The organism is Sphingomonas chungangi (assembly GCF_013778325.1).
In the GTDB taxonomy this organism is placed as follows: domain Bacteria; phylum Pseudomonadota; class Alphaproteobacteria; order Sphingomonadales; family Sphingomonadaceae; genus Solisphingomonas; species Solisphingomonas chungangi.
In genome coordinates, this window is the sequence record NZ_JACEIB010000025.1 from 185074 (window position 1) to 204387 (window position 19314).

Annotated in this window: 15 protein-coding genes; 9 read left to right on the top strand and 6 right to left on the bottom strand. The window is 67.3% G+C overall.

Going from position 1 to position 19314, the window contains the following annotated elements; all coding sequences use genetic code 11:
• Window positions 1-16: 16 nt before the first annotated feature.
• Window positions 17-985: a hypothetical protein gene (locus HZF05_RS15230; RefSeq protein WP_160365420.1), complete on the bottom strand. Its 969-nt coding sequence runs from the start codon at window positions 983-985 to the stop codon at window positions 17-19.
• Window positions 986-1050: 65 nt separating this feature from the next.
• Complete coding sequence (locus tag HZF05_RS15235) at window positions 1051-3297, bottom strand: NADP-dependent malic enzyme (RefSeq protein ID WP_160365421.1); 2247 nt, start codon at window positions 3295-3297, stop codon at window positions 1051-1053.
• A 79-nt stretch (window positions 3298-3376) separates the two neighbouring features.
• Between HZF05_RS15235 and mutS the strand changes: the two genes are divergently transcribed.
• Genes mutS through HZF05_RS15255 form a run of 4 tightly spaced genes read left to right on the top strand, consistent with a single transcriptional unit; the run spans window position 3377 to window position 9764 of the window.
• Entirely contained in the window at window positions 3377-5989 is a 2613-nt protein-coding gene (gene mutS / locus HZF05_RS15240) for a DNA mismatch repair protein MutS (protein WP_425505625.1), read from the top strand.
• A gap of 24 nt (window positions 5990-6013) precedes the next feature.
• Window positions 6014-8773: a [protein-PII] uridylyltransferase gene (locus HZF05_RS15245; RefSeq protein ID WP_160365422.1), complete on the top strand. Its 2760-nt coding sequence runs from the start codon at window positions 6014-6016 to the stop codon at window positions 8771-8773.
• 14 nt (window positions 8774-8787) lie between these two features.
• The gene (locus HZF05_RS15250) at window positions 8788-9132 is read left to right on the top strand and encodes a VOC family protein (RefSeq protein ID WP_160365423.1); all 345 of its coding nucleotides are present in this window, start codon (window positions 8788-8790) and stop codon (window positions 9130-9132) included.
• The gene (locus HZF05_RS15255) at window positions 9129-9764 is read left to right on the top strand and encodes a Pr6Pr family membrane protein (RefSeq protein WP_343046898.1); all 636 of its coding nucleotides are present in this window, start codon (window positions 9129-9131) and stop codon (window positions 9762-9764) included. The genes HZF05_RS15250 and HZF05_RS15255 overlap by 4 nt, the downstream gene beginning before the upstream one ends.
• An 88-nt stretch (window positions 9765-9852) precedes the next feature.
• Here the strand turns inward: HZF05_RS15255 and infC are convergent, their stop codons facing one another.
• The 3 genes from infC to HZF05_RS15270 form a co-directional block, all read right to left on the bottom strand.
• Window positions 9853-10362 carry a translation initiation factor IF-3 gene (infC, locus tag HZF05_RS15260; RefSeq protein WP_219998380.1) on the bottom strand — a complete coding sequence of 170 codons (510 nt, stop codon included), beginning with the start codon at window positions 10360-10362 and terminating at the stop codon, window positions 9853-9855.
• Between the two features lie 150 nt (window positions 10363-10512).
• Window positions 10513-12522, bottom strand: coding sequence for a threonine--tRNA ligase (gene thrS, locus HZF05_RS15265; protein ID WP_160365425.1), 2010 nt, complete (start codon window positions 12520-12522; stop codon window positions 10513-10515).
• A gap of 72 nt (window positions 12523-12594) precedes the next feature.
• Entirely contained in the window at window positions 12595-13902 is a 1308-nt protein-coding gene (locus HZF05_RS15270) for a hypothetical protein (protein WP_160365426.1), read from the bottom strand.
• Between the two features lie 128 nt (window positions 13903-14030).
• Between HZF05_RS15270 and HZF05_RS15275 the strand changes: the two genes are divergently transcribed.
• The 5 genes from HZF05_RS15275 to HZF05_RS15295 all read left to right on the top strand — a co-directional run bounded on the left by HZF05_RS15275 (window position 14031) and on the right by HZF05_RS15295 (window position 17530).
• Entirely contained in the window at window positions 14031-15266 is a 1236-nt protein-coding gene (locus HZF05_RS15275; RefSeq protein WP_160365427.1) for a cation:dicarboxylate symporter family transporter, read from the top strand.
• Between the two features lie 35 nt (window positions 15267-15301).
• Window positions 15302-15556 (top strand): DUF6356 family protein, encoded by a 255-nt coding sequence (locus HZF05_RS15280; protein WP_160365519.1) that lies wholly within the window; start codon window positions 15302-15304, stop codon window positions 15554-15556.
• Window positions 15544-16296 (top strand): alpha/beta hydrolase family protein, encoded by a 753-nt coding sequence (locus HZF05_RS15285; protein ID WP_160365428.1) that lies wholly within the window; start codon window positions 15544-15546, stop codon window positions 16294-16296. The genes HZF05_RS15280 and HZF05_RS15285 overlap by 13 nt, the downstream gene beginning before the upstream one ends.
• Window positions 16293-17087 (top strand): tetratricopeptide repeat protein, encoded by a 795-nt coding sequence (locus HZF05_RS15290; protein ID WP_181638892.1) that lies wholly within the window; start codon window positions 16293-16295, stop codon window positions 17085-17087. The genes HZF05_RS15285 and HZF05_RS15290 overlap by 4 nt, the downstream gene beginning before the upstream one ends.
• A gap of 68 nt (window positions 17088-17155) precedes the next feature.
• Window positions 17156-17530 (top strand): hypothetical protein, encoded by a 375-nt coding sequence (locus HZF05_RS15295; RefSeq protein WP_160365429.1) that lies wholly within the window; start codon window positions 17156-17158, stop codon window positions 17528-17530.
• Here the strand turns inward: HZF05_RS15295 and HZF05_RS15300 are convergent.
• On the bottom strand, window positions 17524-19290 hold the full coding sequence (locus HZF05_RS15300) for an AMP-dependent synthetase/ligase (protein WP_160365430.1): 1767 nt from the start codon (window positions 19288-19290) through the stop codon (window positions 17524-17526). The genes HZF05_RS15295 and HZF05_RS15300 overlap by 7 nt on opposite strands.
• Between the last annotated feature and the right edge of the window lie 24 nt (window positions 19291-19314).

The window sequence follows — 19314 nt, forward strand, 5'->3', positions numbered from 1 at the left end:
CCGTCTCCTCGATGGATTATTGCGACATCCGCGTCATTCGAGCCTGAGCCGACTGAATGGCGCCGCTCAGGTCCTTCGCGCTGCGGGCATCGATGGCGTTGATCTCGGCGAAATCGGCCTGAACCTGCTGGAGCGAGCGGTTCACGGCAATGCTATCGGCAGCGTGGACGAACATCACCCGGGCATCCTGCCGCAACCAGGGCCGGGATGACAGCGTCGCGCAGACCGACCGGGCGTGATCGGCGATATCGGCCGAGAGCGTCCATTTGCGGACGGCGAGGGGCTCGGTCATCTTCGAACCCCGAATCCAGTCGTTGGTCGTGCCGGCGGGTAATTCGCCCTTCTCCTCGGCGGCGCGACCGATCGCCACGCCTGGTCCGAAGGCGCGATCGATCATCCGGCTGTCCGTCCGCGCCTCGTCGCCCAGCGCGCGGAAGGCGTCGCAATGCTTGAGCACCGGGCTGCCCCGGCCGGGGATGTCGAGCATCAGGATTTGCTTGAGCCCAGCTGCTTCCGCATCGGCGTCGAAGGCACGCGATTGGGCGAGGATAGCGTTGAGCGACGCCGCGTTCATCCGCGTCAGCGGCCCGGCGTCGGTGCCCGGCTCGAGATTGCTGCGATCACCGCCCAGCACGGTGCGAGTCTGGCTGAGCGACCGCACGAGATCCTGCTGCACGGCATAGTTCGCCGCGCCGACACCGACCAACGTGAAGAAGGCGGCCACCGTGCCGACGATGGCGAGCGCCGGCTTGCACCATGCCCGCGGGCATCGCCTCAGCCCGAGAAAATAGACACCTATGCAGATGATCAGGACATTGGCGAACATGCCGCCCGCGAGCTTGCCGGCGCTGGCGGCATCGGCGAACGATGCGCCGACCAGTCCCCTTCCCGCCGCCAGCGGCAGCGCGATCGCCGCAATCACCCCGAACACCAGGACGAACGCCGGATTCCCCTGGCGCGCGTCGTCCTCGTCCAGATACGCCATGACACCCCCTCACCGGCCGGCGGCGCGTCCGTCCCCACGGATACGCCCGACCCTGTCGGGCAGCCTTAGCGCGCGATGCCCGCCGCGGCCAGAACCGCCAGCGTCATCAGGTCGCCGGCCGACGAGGTCATCGCCGCGATCTGCACCGAATGCTCCATGTTGATCAGCATCGGCCCGATCATCCGCTCGCCGCCCAGCTCGCGCAGCAGCTTGGCCGAGATGTTGGCGGACTGCAGCCCCGGCATCACCAGCACGTTGGCCGGGCCGGACAGGCGGCTGAACGGATAATTCTTCTTGTGCGCGGGATTGAGAGCGACGTCCGCCGCCATCTCGCCCTCATATTCGAATTCCACCCCACGCTTGTCGAGCTCGGCCACGGCCGCGCGGACATTGTCGAGCCACTTGCCCGGCGGATTGCCGAAGGTGGAGTAGGACAGGAACGCCACGCGCGGCTCCTGCCCCATGCGGCGCGCCACCGCCGCAGTCTGTTGGGCGATGTCGGCGAGTTGCTCGGCACTGGGGCGCTCGTTGACCGTGGTGTCGGCCAGGAACACCGAATGGTTGCGCCCCACCATCAGGTGGATGCCGAAGGGCGTGTGGCCGGGCGCCGAATCGACCACCCGCATCACCTCGATCAGCGAGGAGCGGAACGGGCGAGTGACGCCGGTCACCATGACGTCGGCCTCGCCTAGTGCAACCAGCAGCGCGCCGAAGACATTGCGATCGCGATTGACCATCCGTTCGACGTCGCGGCGCATGAAGCCCTTGCGCTTGAGCTTGTCGTACAGAATCTCCACCATCTTGGGGACGAGCGGCGAATGGCGGGCGTTGTGCAGCTCGAATCCCGCCGGATCGGCGCCGAGCTTCGCCAGCAGATCCTTGGTGTCGTCCACGCCGACCAGCACGGGAATACCGTAGCCGCCCTCCTTGAACGCGATCGCGGCGCGCAGCACCACCTCTTCCTCGCCCTCTGCGAACAGCACGCGCTTGGGGCGGGCCCGCGCCTGCTCGTAGGCCGAGGCCAGCACCGCCGTCGTCGGGTTGAGCCGCTCGCGCATGCGCTCGCGATAGGCGTCCATGTCCTCGATCGGCTTCTGCGCGACGCCGGTGTCCATCGCCGCCTGTGCGACGGCGGGCGGGATCGTCTCGATCAGGCGCGGATCAAACGGTGCGGGAATGATGTAGTCCGGCCCGAACTTGTGGGCGACGCCATAGGCCGCCGCGACATCCTCGTGCACCTGCTGACGGGCGAGCGCGGCCAGCGCGTGCGCAGCGGCGAGCTTCATCTCCTCGTTGATCGTCGTCGCGCGAACGTCGAGCGCGCCGCGGAAGATGAAGGGGAAGCCCAGCACGTTGTTGACCTGGTTCGGATAGTCCGACCGGCCGGTGGCGATGATCGCGTCGGGCGCAGCGGCCAAAGCATCTTCCGGCAGGATCTCGGGGTCCGGATTGGCCATGGCGAAGATGATCGGCTTGGGCGCCATCGACTTCACCATCTCCCGGGTGAGCGCGCCCGCCACCGACAGGCCGTAGAAGACGTCCGCGCCCTTGATCGCCTCGGCCAGGGTGCGCGCGTCAGTCTTGGCGGCATGCGCGGACTTCCACTGGTTCATGCCCTCGGTGCGGCCTTCGTAGATCACGCCCTTGGAATCGCAGAGGATGACGTCGCGCACGCCCAGCGCCTTGGCGAGCTCCGTGCAGCTGATCGAGGCCGCGCCGGCGCCGTTGACGACGATCCGGACGTCCTTGAGCTCGCGGCCCGTCAGGTAGCAGGCATTGATCAGGCCGGCGGCGGAAATGATCGCGGTGCCGTGCTGGTCGTCGTGGAAGACCGGGATGTTCATCCGCTCGCGCAGGGTCTGCTCGATCACGAAGCATTCGGGAGCCTTGATGTCCTCCAGGTTGATGCCGCCGAAGCTCGGCTCCATCAGCTCGACCGCGTCGATGAAGCGATCGACATCCTCGGTCGCGAGCTCGAGATCTATCGAATCGACGTCGGCGAAGCGCTTGAACAGCACCGCCTTGCCTTCCATCACCGGCTTCGACGCCAAGGCGCCCAGATTGCCGAGGCCGAGAATCGCGGTACCGTTGGAGATGACGGCGACGAGATTGCCCTTGGCGGTATAGTCGTAGGCGGTGGAAGGATCGGCGGCGATCGCCTTCACCGGGATCGCGACGCCCGGCGAATAAGCGAGCGCGAGATCGCGCTGCGTGGCCATCGGCTTGGACGCGATGATCTCGATCTTGCCGGGCCGACCGTGGCTATGAAAGTCCAGCGCCTCGCGCTCGGAAAACTGCAGCCGATCGGCCATTCTCTTCTCCACAACTTTTGCGAGGCCCATGGGGCATGACGGTGGCGGGAGCAAGACAAAGCCGGTAGCAGAACAAGCGATGAGCGGAATGAGCGGGCCCGCCGCCGGCGCCCAGACCCCGATGATGGCGCAATATCACGGCCTCAAGGCCGAGGCGCCCGACTGCCTGCTCTTCTACCGGATGGGCGACTTCTTCGAACTGTTCTTCGAGGATGCTCACGTCGCCGCCGCGACGCTCGATATCGCCCTCACCTCACGCGGCGACGGGGCGCCGATGTGCGGCGTGCCGGTGCACGCGGCCGACGCCTATCTGGCGCGGCTGATCAGGGCAGGGCACCGTGTCGCCGTCGCCGAGCAGGTCGAGACGCCCGAGCAGGCCAAGAAGCGCGGCGGCTCCAAGGCGCTGGTCGCGCGCAAGATCATCCGCCTCGTCACCGCCGGCACGCTGACCGAGGAGTCGCTGCTGGATTCGCGCAGCGCCAACTGGCTGGTGGCGCTGGCCGAACAGGGCGCGCGCGTCGGGCTGGCGGCGGCGGACATCTCGACCGGGCGCTTCGAGCTGGCGTCGGTGCCGTCCGCCAGCCTCGATGCGGAGTTGGCGCGGCTGGGGCCATCCGAGGTGGTGATCGCGGAGGGGTCGGAAGGCCCGGCCGATGCCGTCATTGCCTCACGCGGCAGCTTCCAGAGCGGCGAAGGCGAGCGGCTTTTGAAGGCGCGCTTCGGCGTGGCGACGCTCGACGGCTTCGGCACGTTCGACAAGGCGGCGCTGGCGGCGGCGGGCGGGCTGCTTGCCTATCTCGACCGGACTTCGCAGGGCGGGAGCCTGTTCCTCCAGCCGCCGACGCCGCGGACGCCTGAGGATCACATGGCGATCGACGCGGCGACACGCGAAAGCCTCGAACTCGCCCGTACCCAGTCCGGCGAGCGCAAGGGCAGCCTGCTCGACGCGGTGGACCGCACCGTGACGGGCGCGGGCGCGCGGCTGCTGGCGGCGGATATCTCCGCACCGCTCAACGAGGCGCAGGCGATCGAGGCGCGGCTCAACCTCGTCGGCCGCTTTGCCGAGGACGGCACTTGCCGCGATCGCCTGCGCGGCAGGCTGCGCGCCCTGCCCGACATCGGCCGCGCCCTGGGCCGGCTGGTGGCGGGGCGCGGTAGTCCGCGCGACCTCGGTCAGTTGCGCGATGGTCTTGCCGGCGCGCGCGACCTGCATGAAATGCTCGGCCAGCTGGACGGCCCCCCTGCCCTCCTGACGCAGTTGATGCCCCGACTGCGCGGCCATGGCGCCCTGGTCGACAAGCTGAGCCGCGCCCTCGTCCAGACACCACCGATCGACGCCTCGGACGGCGGCTTCATCGGGGAAGGGTTCGACGCAGCGCTCGACGAGCTGCGCAGCCTGGCCGGAGACGGCCGCCGCGCCATTGCCGTGCTGGAGGCGCGCTTCCGCGAGCAGACCAGCATCTCCGGCCTCAAGATCCGTCATAACGGCGTGCTCGGCTATCATATCGAGGTCGGCGCCAGGTTCGCCGACCCGCTGATGCGGCCAGACAGTGGCTTCATTCATCGCCAGACGCTGGCCGGCGTCGTCCGCTTCAACGCGCCCGAGCTGCACGATCTGGCGATGAAGGTGGCGCAGGCCGGCAACCACGCGCTCGCCGCCGAGCAGGCGCATCTGGAAGAGCTGATCGACCTGGCGCTGGGCCAGCGCGATCCGATCGCCGCCACCGCCGACGCGCTCGCCCGGCTCGACGTCGCCGCCGCCTTGGCGGAACGCGCGATCGAAGGCGGCTGGTGCCGCCCGGAAGTCGTCCCGCACGCCTGTTTCGAGATCGAGGGCGGGCGCCACCCCGTCGTCGAGGCCGCCGTCACGGCCTCGGGCGAGCGCTTCGTCGCCAACGACTGCCGGTTGTCGGAGAATGCGCGCCTGTGGCTCGTCACCGGCCCCAACATGGGCGGCAAGTCGACCTTCCTGCGCCAGAACGCACTGATCGCGGTGCTTGCGCAGGCCGGGAGCTTCGTGCCCGCCGCCTCCGCCACGCTCGGCCTCGTGGATCGCCTGTTCAGCCGCGTCGGCGCCTCGGACAATCTGGCGCGCGGGCGCTCGACCTTCATGGTCGAGATGATCGAGACCGCTGCGATCCTCTCGCAAGCCAGCGAGCGCAGCTTCGTGATCCTCGACGAGGTGGGGCGCGGCACCTCCACCTATGACGGCCTCGCCATCGCCTGGGCGGTGCTGGAGGCGATCCACGAGACCAACCGCTGCCGCTGCCTGTTTGCCACCCATTATCACGAACTGACACGTCTGGCCGGGCGGCTCGAAGCGCTCAGCCTCCACCACGTCCGCGCCAAGGAGTGGAAAGGCGATCTCGTCCTGCTCCATGAACTGGCGTCGGGGGCGGCCGACAAGAGCTACGGTCTCGCCGTGGCACGCCTTGCGGGGCTCCCAAAGCCGGTGCTCGCCCGCGCCAAGGACGTGCTCGCGCGGCTGGAGAAGGGCCGCGAGAAGACCGGTGGCATTGCGGCCGGGCTCGACGACCTCCCCCTCTTCGCCGCCGCCACCGAGCGCGAGGCGGAAGCGCCCGACCCGCTCCGCGAGGCGCTTGGCCAGATCGACGCCGACTCGCTCTCGCCCCGCGATGCGCTGGAGGCGATCTATCGGTTGAAGGGCCTGCTAGGCGGCACTGGCGCTTAACGGCGGCTGCGCTACATGGGTGGCATGCCGACTGCCCGCCTAGACAGCCTGCCCAACCGCCGCGCGATCATCGATCGGCGACGGCTTGCCGACCAGCTGGCGGAACTTCCCGACGAAGCCGCTGCGCTCAAGCGCGAGGCGACGGTGCTGCTCAAGCAGGCGCTGGAAGCGGGCCGCGCCGAGATCGGCGGCCGCCTTGCCGAACATCCCGCACGCGGGCACGAGATCGCCGCGAGCTATGCGTTTCTGACCGACCAGATTCTCCGCCTCGTCTTCGATCTCGCCACCGAGCGGCTGATCCCGCGCACCAACCGCACCGCCGGCGAGCGGCTGACGCTGATGGCGGTCGGCGGCTACGGACGCGCCGAGATGGCGCTCTACTCGGACGTCGACATCGCATTCCTGACGCCATGGAAGCAGACCGCCTGGGCCGAGCGGGTCATCGAGACGATCCTCTACATGCTGTGGGATCTCGGCCTGAAGGTCGGTCACAGCAGCCGCTCGGTGGACGAGATGGTGCGCATGGCCAAGAGCGACCTCACCATCCGCACCGCCTTGCTGGAGGGTCGCTTCATCTGGGGCGACGAGGCGCTTTATGATGACGCGGCGCGTCGCTTCGAGATCGATGTGCGCCATGGCACGGAGCGCGCCTTCGTTACCGAGAAGCTCGCCGAGCGCGACGAGCGGCACCGGCGGATGGGCGACAGCCGCTACGTCGTCGAGCCGAACGTCAAGGAAGGCAAGGGCGGCCTGCGCGACCTCCACACCCTGTTCTGGATCGGCAAGTATGTGCTCAACGTGCGGTCGGTGCCCGAACTGGTCGATGCCGGGCTGCTGACGACGGGCGAACTGAAGCAGTTCCAGCGCGCCGAGAATTTCCTGTGGGCGGTGCGCTGCCACATGCACGTCATCGCCAACCGCGCCGAGGACCGGCTGACCTTCGACCTGCAGCGCGATGTCGCGGCGCGGATGCGCTACAACGAGCGCCCCGGCCGGTCGCCGGTCGAGCGCTTCATGCAGCATTATTTCCTCACCGCGAAGATGGTGGGATCATTGACCGGCGTGTTCCTCGCGCATCTCGACGAGACGTTCGCGCAGAAGGGCCGCCGCTTCGGTATGCCGTCGCTGGGCGTGCGCCGGAAGCCTCGCAATCTCGACGGCTTCGTGATCGATCGCGGCCGGCTCTCGACGCCCGAAGACGGCTTCTTCGCTGAAGATCCGGTACGGCTGATCGAGATATTCACGCTAGCCGACCGGCACGGGATGGAGATCCACCCGCAAACCATGCGCCAGGCCTCACGCGACGCCAAGCTGGTCGACGGTGTACGCAGCGATCCCCGCGCGAATGCCCTGTTTTTGGAGGTGCTGACCTCCCCGCGCACCCCGGGAATGGTGCTGCGCTGGATGAACGAGGCGGGCGTGTTCGGCCGGTTCATGCCGGACTTCGGCCGGGTCGTCGCACAGATGCAGTTCGACATGTACCACCATTTCACGGTGGACGAGCATACCATCCATGCGATCGACCTGCTCAGCCGCATCGAGCATGGCGATCTCGCCACCGATCATCCGCTGGTCCACAAACTGATGGGTCAGATCGTGATGCGCCGGGCGCTCTACGTCGCGGTGCTGCTCCACGACATCGCCAAGGGGCGAGGCGGCGATCATTCGGAACTGGGCGCGGAGGTGGCGCACAAGATCTGCCCGCGGCTCGGCCTCACCCCCGCCGAAACCGAGATGGTGGCGTGGCTCGTGCGCTATCACCTGCTGATGTCGCACACCGCCTTCAAGCGCGACCTCGCCGACTTCAAGACGATCCTCGATTTCGCGGAGGTGGTGCAATCGCCCGAGCGCCTGCGCCTGCTGCTGTCGCTGACGGTGGTGGACATCCGCGCGGTTGGGCCGGGCGTATGGAACGGCTGGAAACGCCAGCTGCTCGGCGACCTCTACCATGCCGCCGAGGAGGTGCTGCGGCGCGGCCACAAGCAGAAGGGCCGGATGGAGCGGATCGAGGAAAAGCAGGAAAACCTCGCTGTTGGGCTCGGCTGGGATGCCGAACGCTTCTCCGCTTATGCCAGGCGCATGCCGGACAGCTATTGGGTCGGCGAGGGCTCCGATACGCTGCTCGCCAACGCCCGTGCGATCGCCGATGCGGACGCGGCGGGCAAATCGCTGCTGATTTCCACCAGCCCGGACGAGGACCGCGAAGCAACGCTGGTGACGGTCTATGCCGCCGACCATCCCGGTCTCTTCTACCGCATCGCCGGCGCCATCCACGTCGCCGGCGGCAATATCATCGATGCGCGCATCCACACCACGCGCGACGGCATGGGCATCGACAATTTCCTGGTGCAGGATCCGTTCGGCCGCCCGTTCGACGATCCCGATCGCCTCACCCGCCTGCGCATCGCCATCGAGGACGCGCTCGCCAACCGCAACAGGCTGGCCGATCGCCTGGCCGCCAAGCCGGCGCCCCGGACGCGGGCCGACGCGTTCGACATCGAACCCAATGTATTGATCGACAACAAGGCCTCCAACCGCTTCACCGTGATCGAGGTGAACGCGCGCGACCGGCCGGCCTTGCTCCACGCGCTGGCGCATGCGCTGTTCCAGTCCAAGGTGACGATCCATTCGAGCCACGTCGCCACCTATGGCGAGCGTGCCGTCGACACCTTCTATCTCACCGACCTGACCGGTGATAAGCTGACGGCGGCGCAACGACTGAAGGCGCTCGAGCGGAGGCTGCTGGCGGCGGCGGCCGGGGAGCAGCTCGAAGAGGCCGCCTGAAACAGGAGGCGCATATGGCAGTGACGGGAATCGGTGGGCTCTTCTTCCGCAGTCGCGATCCGGAGACGCGCGCGGCCTGGTACAAGCAACATCTCGACATCGATGCGGGGAGCAGTTCGGTCTGGAATCAGGAGGCGGGGATGACTGTCTTCGCGCCGTTCAAGCACGACACCGATTATTTCCCGGCAGATCAGAGCTTCATGCTGAACCTGCGCGTCGCCGAACTGGATGCGCTGGCGGCGAAGCTGGAGAGCGAAGGTATCGCTGTCGAACGCAGAGCCGAATGGGAAACCGAATATGGCCGCTTCGCCCGCATCGTCGATCCCGAGGGATTGCCGATCGAATTGTGGGAAGCGTGACGGCGAATCGCGCCTGGCACCTGCTGGTCGCGATCCTCGCGGCCATTGGGCTGGGGATCGAATATGACGTGACGGTCGGTGGCCATCCCGGCCAGCTGGCCGGCCGCACGATCGTCTTCCTGAGCTTCTTCACCATCCTCACCAACGCGCTGGCGATGACGGCGAGCATCGGCGCGGCTATCGGCGAAGGGCGTTTGCATCGCTGGGCGGCCAGCCCGGGCACATCGACCGCGATCTCGGTCCACATCACGGTGGTGGCGGTGATCTTCCAGCTGCTACTGGCGGGCCTGATCCACCTTACCGCCATCGGTTGGTGGGGCAATATGCTGGTTCACCAGCTCGTGCCAGGCTTGTGGCTGGTCGGCTGGATCGCCTTCGCGCCGCATGGTGGAATTGATCGCCTCGCGCCGCTGCGCTGGCTGATCTATCCGCTGGCCTATACGGCCTGGGTTCTGATCCACGGCGCGATCACGGGATGGTACCCGTACCCGTTCATGGATGTCGGCAAATATGGCGCCCGCCCGACGGCGCAGAAGATGGCGGTGATCGCCCTGTTCTTCGCCGGGCTTGGCTATGCCTATCGGTGGATCGACGGGCGCCTGGCCATAATCAGGCAAAATCGTTCGCGCTGAGCTCGTCGAAGCGCTGCCCTTCTTCCTTCAGCAGCGAAAGGAAGGACAAGGGTTCGACAGGCTCAGCCGAACGGATTTCTAGTCGGCCTTATTTCGGCGCGATCACCATCAGCATCTGACGGCCTTCCATGCGCGGAAACTGCTCGACCTTGGCGATCTCCGCCACGTCGGCCTGGACGCGCTGGAGCACCTGCATGCCGAGCTGCCCGTGGGCGAGCTCGCGGCCGCGGAAGCGGAGCGTGCACTTCACCTTGTCGCCCTCTTCGATGAACTCGAAGATCTTCTTCATCTTGGTCTGATAATCGTGGTCGTCGATGTTCGGACGCATCTTGATCTCCTTGATCTCCTGCGTCTTCTGCGACTTCCGGGCGAGATTGGCCTTCTTCTGCGCCTCGTACTTGAACTTGCCGACATCGAGGAACTTGCAGACGGGCGGATCGGCGTTGGGCGACACCTCGACGAGATTCAGCCCCAGCTCGTTGGCCTGCTCCATCGCCTCGCGCGTGTACATCACGCCGAGATTCTCGCCCGCCTCATCGATCACGCGGACCTTGGGGACGTTGATGAACTCGTCGAAACGCGGGCCATTGAGGGGCATCGGGGGCGCGCCGAGCGGGCGGCGCATAATCGGGGGTCGTATAGCGGCTTCTCCTGTTGTCGCCTGAATTGCGCGCATATAGTGATTTCGTGAACAAAACGGAAGATGCGGGGCGGCCACAGCCACCCCGCATTCCGGTGAGTTAAACGCTCAACCGCGAAGATCGGGCGCGAGCGCTTCCGCCTTCAGCCGCTCGACCAGTGCATCCAGCGCAATCACCTCCTGCCGCGCGTCGGTGCCGAGCGGGCGGACCGCGACGGTGCGCTCGTCGGCCTCGCGCTTGCCCAGAACCAGCAGGTACGGGACTTTCGCAAGGGAATGCTCGCGCACCTTGTAGTTGATCTTCTCGTTGCGCAGATCGGTCTCGACGCGGATGCCCGCCGCCGCGAGCTTGGCCGCGACCTCCTCCGCATAGCCGTCGGCATCCGACACGATCGTCGCCACCACCGCCTGCACCGGCGCCAGCCAGAGCGGGAACTTGCCGGCAAAATGCTCGATCAGGATGCCGATGAAGCGCTCGTAGGAGCCGAGGATCGCGCGGTGGAGCATGATCGGGCGATGCCGCTCGCCATCCTCCGCCACGTAGCTCGCATCGAGTCGCTCGGGCAGTACCGTATCGGTCTGGATCGTACCGACCTGCCAGGTACGGCCGATCGCGTCGGTCAGGTGGAACTCCAGCTTCGGCGCGTAGAAGGCGCCTTCGCCCGGCAGTTCCTCCCAGCCCCATTCGGGCGTGTTGCGGCCCGTCGCCGCCACAGCATCGCGCATCGACTGTTCGGACCAGTCCCACATTGCGTCGCTGCCGAAGCGCTTCTCCGGGCGGAGTGCCAGCTTGATCGCGTAATCGGGGAAGCCGAGATCCTTGTAGATCGTGTCGAGCAGGTCACAAAATCGGCTGACCTCGTCGACGATCTGGTCCTCGCGGCAGAAGATGTGGGCGTCGTCCTGCGTGAACTGGCGCACGCGCATCAGCCCGTGCAGCGCGCCGTGCGGCTCGTTGCGGTGGCAGCAGCCCATCTCGGCGAGGCGCAGCGGCAAGTCGCGGTAGGACTTGATGCCCTGCCGGAAGATCAGCACGTGCGCCGGGCAGTTCATCGGCTTGAGCGCCATCCACTGCGCCTCGTTCGAAACGACCGGGCCCTCGTCCTCGGTATTCGGCACCTCGTCGGGGATGACGAACATATTCTCGCGATACTTGCCCCAGTGGCCGGATTGCTCCCACTGGCGCGCGTCCATGATCTGCGGGGTCTTCACCTCCTGATAGCCCGCCGCGTCGAGCCGGCGGCGCATATAGGCCTCCAGCACGCGCCAGATGATATAGCCCTTGGGGTGCCAGAACACGCTGCCATGCGCCTCGGCCTGGAGGTGGAACAGGTCCATCTCCTGACCCAGCTTGCGATGGTCGCGCTTGGCGGCCTCCTCGAGGCGCGTGAGGTGCGCGTCGAGCTGCTTCTTGTTCAACCACCCGGTGCCGTAGATGCGCGAGAGCATCGCGTTCTTCTGGTCGCCACGCCAATAGGCGCCGGACACGCGCGTCAGCTTGAAGGCGCTCGGATCCAGCTTGCCGGTGGAGGCGAGATGCGGCCCCCGGCACATGTCGAGCCAGGCATCTTCGCCCTTGCCGGCGCGATACACCGTCAGTTCCTCGCCTTCGGGCAGCTCGGCGGCCCATTCGGCCTTGAACGTCTCGCCGTCGCGCTGCCAGCGCGCGATCAGGTCGGCGCGGCTCCACACTTCGCGGATCAGCGGCTCGTCCTTGGCGATGATCCTGCGCATCGCCTCCTCGATCGCGGGCAGGTCCTCCTCGGTGAACGCGCGGTCCCTGGGCGCGAAATCGTAGTAGAAACCATCGTCGGTGGACGGGCCGAAGGTGATCTGCGTGCCGGGGAAGAGCTGCTGCACCGCCTCGGCCAGCACGTGGGCATAGTCGTGCCGGACGAGTTCGAGCGCGTCCGCCTCGTCCTTCGCCGTCACCAGCGCAAGGTGCGTGTCCGCCTCCAGCGGGCGCATGATGTCGCGCAGCTCGCCGTCGACCTTCGCTGCGATCGCCGCCTTGGCGAGCCCCGGCCCGATCGCCGCCGCGATGTCCGCCGGGGTAGTCCCCGGGGCTACCTCGCGGACGGAACCGTCGGGCAGCGTGATCTTGAGCATCGCGGACATGGAAAGGCTTAATCCCGTTAAACGTGAGAATGCCCGCCTATGTACGGTTCAATGCCCCCCACGCAACCCGCGTCAGGCGACCGCCACCACGCCCGCGAACAGGAAATGCCCGGCCGCGTCGAAATCGTAGCCGACGATGATCGAGGCGCCCGGCGCGCAGGCGCGGCAGGTTGCGGTCGGCGTCGTAACCAGCACGCGCAGGTTGCCGGCCGGCGTCTTGTCGAAGGAGATGGTGCCGGGCGGCACCGGGAAGGCGTTCGGATTGTCGGCCATCGCCGCCTTGTAGTCGGCACGGAGCTTGTCACCTGCGGTCAGCTGGTAGGCATCGGCGTCGATCGGATCGCCCGCCACCGGCGCCAGCCAGGTCCCACTGTTGGTGTTGGCGCGAAATGGATAGGTTACGGTCGCGATGCCGACGCGCCCCGCTTGCCTCCAGCCCGATACGTAGCCGGGGCTGTCGGCCGCGATCAGCTTCTGGGTGAATGCGATCGAGGCGGCCGAGGCGCCGCCCTTCCTCATCAGATCGACCAGGCAAGCATCGATCAGCTTCGCGTCGCCTTTGCGGCATGTGTCCACGCCCTGCCCCGACCACACAGAATCAGGGCCCAAGGCCGCCGTCAGCTTTTCCGGCGCCCGGCCGATCGGCGGCGCGTAGGTGAAGCCGACATATTTCTCGGCGCCCAGCAGGATGCCGTTGTGCGTGACGGTCAGCCCCGCCGCCTCGCCGCCGCGCGGGCGCTGAACGTAATAGACGTAGCCCGCATTGGCGAAGCGGAAGCCGGGCCGATCGCCCACCACCTCGGATCCGCCGAGGAGCTTCAGCGTCGGCTTGCTGGTGCGCTGCACGCCGTCGGGCTGGATCGCGGGGCCGCGCTTGCGGAAGGAGAAGGCCTGATAGACGAGGCCCTGCGGCGTCTCCGTCACCACCACGGTGCGCCGCGAATCGAGCCCGATGAAGCGCGTGTGCGCCAGGAAGCGGCAATCGAGCTGCCTGTCGTCCAGCTTCACGCTGGTGACGGTGGGCACCGTCGCGCCGTCATCTTCGATCATGCCGGGATTGACGGCGTGGACGTTGCCCACTTCCTTGCCGCCCTGCGACAGCGACCAGTAAATCTGTCCCGCACCGGGATCGGGATTGCCCACCTGATAGCTCTGCGTGTCGAAGCGGCCGGTGCGCCGATCGAGCAATGTGATCACGCTCGCTCCCTTGTCCGCCTTGCCTGCGAACAGCGCGTACGGGCTGCTCAGAGCATCGCAGACGAACCAGCCGTCGCGCGCCGGCGCCGCGTTGATCCGCGTGATGCTGTCGTCGGGCGAGGCAGCGGCGACGGACGGAGCGGAAAGCAACAGGCCAAGCAGCGCAAAGGCGGCACGTTTCATAGGCGTTTTCCCCCGGGACAGGTCGTAACACGACTGGACGCGCAATGCGGATCGGCGGTTTCGGTTCCACGGCTTGACCGCGCGAGCTGCCTCCCCTCTTGTGCGCGTCCATCCTTAACGGAGCATGTGTGGCAAAGCGGCTGACCCTGTTCATCCTGATCGGCATGGTGCTGGGCTTCGCGGCTGGGCTGGCGATGCACGCCACGCTCGCCGGACCGGTGCTGGATCAATGGGCGGGCTACCTTACCATCTTCACCGATCTGTTCCTGCGGCTGATCAAGATGATCATCGCGCCCTTGGTGTTTTCCACGCTGGTGGTGGGCGTGGCGCACATGGGCGACACCTCGGCGCTGGGGCGGATCGGCGGGCGGACGCTCGGCTGGTTCGTCGGCGCGAGCCTGGTGTCGCTGACGCTCGGCCTGCTGCTGGTCAACCTGCTGGCGCCGGGCGCGCATAGCGGGCTCACCCTGCCGGCAGCCACCGATACGATGGCGCTCGATACCAAAGCGTTCAACCTGCACGATTTCTTCGTCCACATCGTGCCCGCCTCGATGATCGAGGCGATGGCGGACAACGACATCCTGCCGATTGTCGTCTTTTCGGTCTTCTTCGGCGTCGCGATCGTGGCGGTGGGTGAGGTGGTGAAGCCGCTGGTCTCGGGGATCGAGGCACTGGTCGCGGTCATGCTTAAGATCACCGATTACGTGATGCGGGTCGCGCCGATCGCGGTGTTCGCCGCCATCGCCCACGCGGTCGCGATCAACGGCGCGGGGATCGTGCTGACCTTCGGGCGCTTCGTCGGCAGCTTCTATCTTGCGCTCGCGGTGCTGTGGGCAGTGCTGATCGGCGCGGGCTTCGTGATGCTGGGCGGCCGCACCCGGCGGCTCGTCGCGCTGATCCGCGAGCCCGCCCTGCTCGCTTTCTCCACCGCCTCGTCGGAAGCAGCCTATCCGCGCCTGCTCGAAGCCCTGGAGGAGTTCGGTATCCCGCGCCGCATCGCCAGCTTCGTGCTGCCGCTCGGCTACAGCTTCAACCTCGACGGTTCGATGATCTACATGACCTTCGCGACGCTCTTCATCGCGCAGGTCTACGGCATCGACATTCCGATCGGCCAGCAGATCGTCATGGTGCTGATCCTGATGATCACCTCCAAGGGGATGGCCGGTGTGCCGCGAGCGAGCCTGGTAGTGATCGCCGCCGTGATGGGCCATTTCGGCATACCGGAAGCGGGGCTGGTGCTGATCCTCGCGGTCGATCACTTTCTCGACATGGGCCGATCCGCCACCAACGTGGTCGGCAATGCGGTGGCCGCGGCAGTGGTCGCGAAATGGGAGGGGCCACTGGACGAGGCGAGTCCAGCGTAGGATAAGGGGCGCATTGTCCCATGGAAGGCGCGCGCATGCTGTCCAAGCTGTTCCTCGATCACCCGGCCGACGTCGGCGAGACCTACACCGAGCATGCGCGCGAGGCATCGTCGTATGGCTTCGCGATGATCGCGGCGGGTGTCGCCTGCCTCGTACACGCGGCCGTGCCGGCCCTGTTCAAGAGCAAGGGCAGCGAGACGATCAGGACGCTCAACGACCGCCTCGTCCGCAAGCGCGGCGCCAAAAGGGACGCCACCATCGAGACGCGCCACGGCGGATGGGTGATCTGAGCCCGGCGGAGCCGCCGCAATTCCTCGCACGCGAGGGGCTCCCTCGCCTTGCCTTCCACTTCCGGCCCGGCGGGGGGCCGGCGATCCTGTTCCTGCCCGGCTATGCCTCCGACATGGCGGGCAGCAAGGCCGTGGCGATCGACGCCTGGGCGGCGGAAACCGACCGCGCGATGCTGCGCTTCGATTATGCCGGCTGCGGCGAGAGCGAGGGCCGCTTCGAGAAAGGCACGCTGGCGAGCTGGCGCGACGATGCGCTCGCCATGGTGGATGCGAGCGAGGGCGATCTCGTGCTGGTCGGCTCCTCGATGGGCGGCTGGCTGATGCTGCTGGTGGCGCTGGCACGCCCGGATCGCATCCGCGCCCTCGTCGGCATCGCATCCGCCCCCGATTTCTCGGACTGGGGGTTCGATCAGGACGAGAAGATGCGCATCCTCCAGGAAGGCCGGATCGAGCAGCCCTCCGCCTACGGAGCGCCGATGGTGACGACCCGCGCCTTCTGGCAATCCGCCGAGTCCCAGCGCCTGCTTCATGCGCCGATCGCGTTCGACGGGCCTGTGCGCCTGCTCCACGGCGAGGCCGATCCCGAAGTGCCGATCTGGGTGTCCCAGCGCATCGCCGCGCTCGTCCGTTCAGCCGACGTGCAGACCATCCTCGTCAAGGACGGCGATCATCGCCTGTCGCGCCCGCAGGACATCGCGCTGCTGCTGCGCACCGTCGAGAGCCTTCTGGAGAGCCTGTGATCCTTCCCCTGCTGCTCGCCGCCGCTGTCGCGGCGCCCGGCCCCGCCGACACCCGCAGCGCGGAGGCGCGCTTCAATGCCTGTACCCGCCTGTCGGACAGCGATCCGGCCGCCGCGCAGAAGGAGGCGATCGCCTGGGCGAAGACCGGTGGCGGGGTGGCGGCGGCGCAGTGCCTTGGCATTGCACGCAGCACGGCCGGCGACTGGAAGGGCGCGGTCGATGCCTTCACCACCGCCGCCACGCTCGCGGACCAGACGCACGAGCCGGTCGCGGCCGCCAACATGTGGGTTTCTGCCGGCAATGCGGCGCTGGCCGGCGGAGATTTTGCCAAGGCGCGCGAAGCGCTCTCCACCGCGATCGCCTCGCCGGTGCTGCCGGACACGCTGAAGGGCGAAGCCTATCTCGATCGAGCCCGCGCTGCCGTGGGGGCCGGTGACGCCGCGTCCGCGCGCCCCGATCTCGATCAGGCGGTGAAGCTGGTGCCGGACGATCCGATGGCCTGGCTGCTATCGGCCACGCTCGCGCGTCGCTTGAGCGACACGACGCGCGCCAAGGCGGATATCAACGAGGCGATGCTGAAGGCGCCCAACCAGTCCGACATTCTCTTCGAAGCCGGCAATATCGCCGCGACGGCGGGCGACATGGACGATGCCCGCGCGCAATGGACCCGCGCCGTCTCCGCCGAGCCGGGCAGCGATGGATCGAACCGGGCCAAGGCGGAACTGGCGGCGACGGGCGGGAGCACTCCGGCTCCTGCCGCTAAGCCCAAGCCTCGCCCGCAAGGCCGTTGAGCAGGCGCGGGTAAGGGCACGGCACCGCGACTTCGTCCTTGCGTTGTAGTGCCGGAAAGGATTCTGCCATGCGCATCCTGATGCTCTCCGCCTTGCTGCTCGCCGCCATGACGGCGCAGGCCAGACAGCCATCGCTGGACAAGGAACTGGCCGGCCGCACCGCAGCCCGGCCGACCAACTGCATCCAGCAGAACTTCATCGACAGCAGCGATACGTTCGACGGCGCCATCCTCTACCGTATGAAGAGCGGGCCGGATTACCTCAACCGGCCGGAGCAATGCCCGCTGCTCCGGCCCGGTCGCGGCCTCGCCACCAGCACGCCGGGCACGTCGCTCTGCCGCGGCGACATTGTCCAGATCATCGATTTTACGAGCCATTTCAATTACGGCTCATGCGGGCTGGGCGATTTCGTGCCCTATGCGAAGGCGAAGAAGCCTCAATAGGCCGAGGCCTTGTAGAGCGCATCGAGCCGGGCGCCGTAGCGCGCGCGGATCACGTGGCGGCGGATCTTCATCGAGGGCGTGAGCTCGGTATTCTCGATCGTGAAGGCCTCGTCGGCCACCAGCACGCGACGTACCTTCTCGGTGGTGGAGAGATCGGCGTTGACCCGGTCCACAGCCGCCTGCAGCGCGCGATGGAGCGCATCAGGCCCGGCATCGGGCGCCATTTTCGCCCATTCCGCCTGCCATTCGGGATCGGGCACGACCAGACCGACAAGGTAGGGCCGCCGGTCGCCCGAGACCATCGCCTGGAGGATTTCGGGCTGGAGCGTCAGCATCCCTTCGACCCGCTGGGGCGCGACATTGTCGCCCTTGTCGTTGACGATGATGTCCTTCTTGCGATCGGTGATGACCAGCCGGCCCCTGTCGTCGATATGGCCGATGTCGCCGGTGGCGAGCCAGCCGTCGGGCGACAGCACGCGCGCCGTCTCCTCGGGATTCTGCCAATAGCCCTTCATCACCAGCTCGCCCTTCACCTGGATCTCGCCATCCTCGGCGATCCGGATCTCGGTATCGGGGAGCGGCGGGCCGACCGTATCGAGCTTGATCCCGGCCTTGGGCCGGTTGCAGCTGATCACCGGCGCCGCCTCGGTCTGGCCATAACCTTGCAGCAGCATCAGGCCCAGCGAGGCGAAGAAGCGGCCGACCTCGGGGTTGAGCGGCGCACCACCCGAGACCAGCGCCTTCATCCGCCCGCCGAAACGCCCGCGCACCTTCTTGCGGATGGTGGCGGAGAGCAGCATGTCCATCGGCCGCTGCCAGAGCTTCGGCCTGTCCGGCATCTCCTCGGCGCGCTGGAGCAGCCAGGCGGGCAGCGCGCCCTGCTTCTCGATCGCCTTGGCGATGCGGGTGCGCAGCACCTCGAACAGGCGCGGCACCACCACCATCAGGGTCGGCCGCACCTCCTCGATATTGGCGGCGAGCTTGTCGAGCCCTTCCGCATAATAGATCTGCCCGCCCAGCCCGACCGGCAGGTGCTGCCCGCCGGTATGCTCGTAGGCGTGGGAGAGCGGCAGAAAGGAGAGGAACACCTCGTCCCCCCAGCCAAAATCCTCCGAGACGACGTGGCTCGCGCCCGCGACGTTGTGGAGGATGGCGCCATGATGCTGCATCACGCCGCGCGGCGCACCGCCGGTGCCGGACGTGTAGATGATGCAGGCGAGATCGTCGCGCCCGAACGCCTTGGCGGCGTCCGCACAGGCACCGATGTCGGACGGGGCGGCGGCCAGCGCGTCCCAGTTGCAGAACTCGAACGTGCCCTGCTGGCCGATCTTCATCGCCTCCATGCCGACGACGAGGGTGACATGACCCGAGCGCAGCACCGCCGGGATCAAGGTCGCAGCGAGCTTGGCGGTGGAAACGACCACCGCCTTGGCGCCGCTATTCTCCAGCACATGCGCGTGATCGCGCGTGGTGTTGCTGGTGTAGGCCGGCACTGTCACGCAGCCCGCCGCCATGATCGCATAATCGGCGATGCACCATTCGGGCCGGTTCTCGGAGACGAGCAGTACCCGGTCGCCGGGCTGGAGCCCCTTTTCCTTCAACGCCCCCGCCAGCGCCGCCACCTGCCGCGCCGCCTCGCGCCAGCTCGTCGAAACCCAGGCGCCGGCTTCCTTGCGCCAGAGCATCGGCGCGTCGCCCTTCTCGGCGGCGCGTGCGAAGAACATGGTGACGAGGTTGGGAAAATGTTCGAGCAGTCGCATTGTCATCCTCTCGCCGCGGCCTTC

Bases quoted from the DNA above. Each gene is read 5' to 3' on its own strand.
- HZF05_RS15230 (WP_160365420.1), bottom strand. From the start codon at position 985: ATGGCGTATCTGGACGAGGACGACGCGCGCCAGGGGAATCCGGCGTTC.
- HZF05_RS15235 (WP_160365421.1), bottom strand. From the start codon at position 3,297: ATGGCCGATCGGCTGCAGTTTTCCGAGCGCGAGGCGCTGGACTTTCAT.
- mutS (WP_425505625.1), top strand. From the start codon at position 3,377: ATGAGCGGAATGAGCGGGCCCGCCGCCGGCGCCCAGACCCCGATGATG.
- HZF05_RS15245 (WP_160365422.1), top strand. From the start codon at position 6,014: ATGCCGACTGCCCGCCTAGACAGCCTGCCCAACCGCCGCGCGATCATC.
- HZF05_RS15250 (WP_160365423.1), top strand. From the start codon at position 8,788: ATGGCAGTGACGGGAATCGGTGGGCTCTTCTTCCGCAGTCGCGATCCG.
- infC (WP_219998380.1), bottom strand. From the start codon at position 10,362: ATGCCCCTCAATGGCCCGCGTTTCGACGAGTTCATCAACGTCCCCAAG.
- thrS (WP_160365425.1), bottom strand. From the start codon at position 12,522: ATGTCCGCGATGCTCAAGATCACGCTGCCCGACGGTTCCGTCCGCGAG.
- HZF05_RS15270 (WP_160365426.1), bottom strand. From the start codon at position 13,902: ATGAAACGTGCCGCCTTTGCGCTGCTTGGCCTGTTGCTTTCCGCTCCG.
- HZF05_RS15280 (WP_160365519.1), top strand. From the start codon at position 15,302: ATGCTGTCCAAGCTGTTCCTCGATCACCCGGCCGACGTCGGCGAGACC.
- HZF05_RS15285 (WP_160365428.1), top strand. From the start codon at position 15,544: ATGGGTGATCTGAGCCCGGCGGAGCCGCCGCAATTCCTCGCACGCGAG.
- HZF05_RS15295 (WP_160365429.1), top strand. From the start codon at position 17,156: ATGCGCATCCTGATGCTCTCCGCCTTGCTGCTCGCCGCCATGACGGCG.
- HZF05_RS15300 (WP_160365430.1), bottom strand. From the start codon at position 19,290: ATGCGACTGCTCGAACATTTTCCCAACCTCGTCACCATGTTCTTCGCA.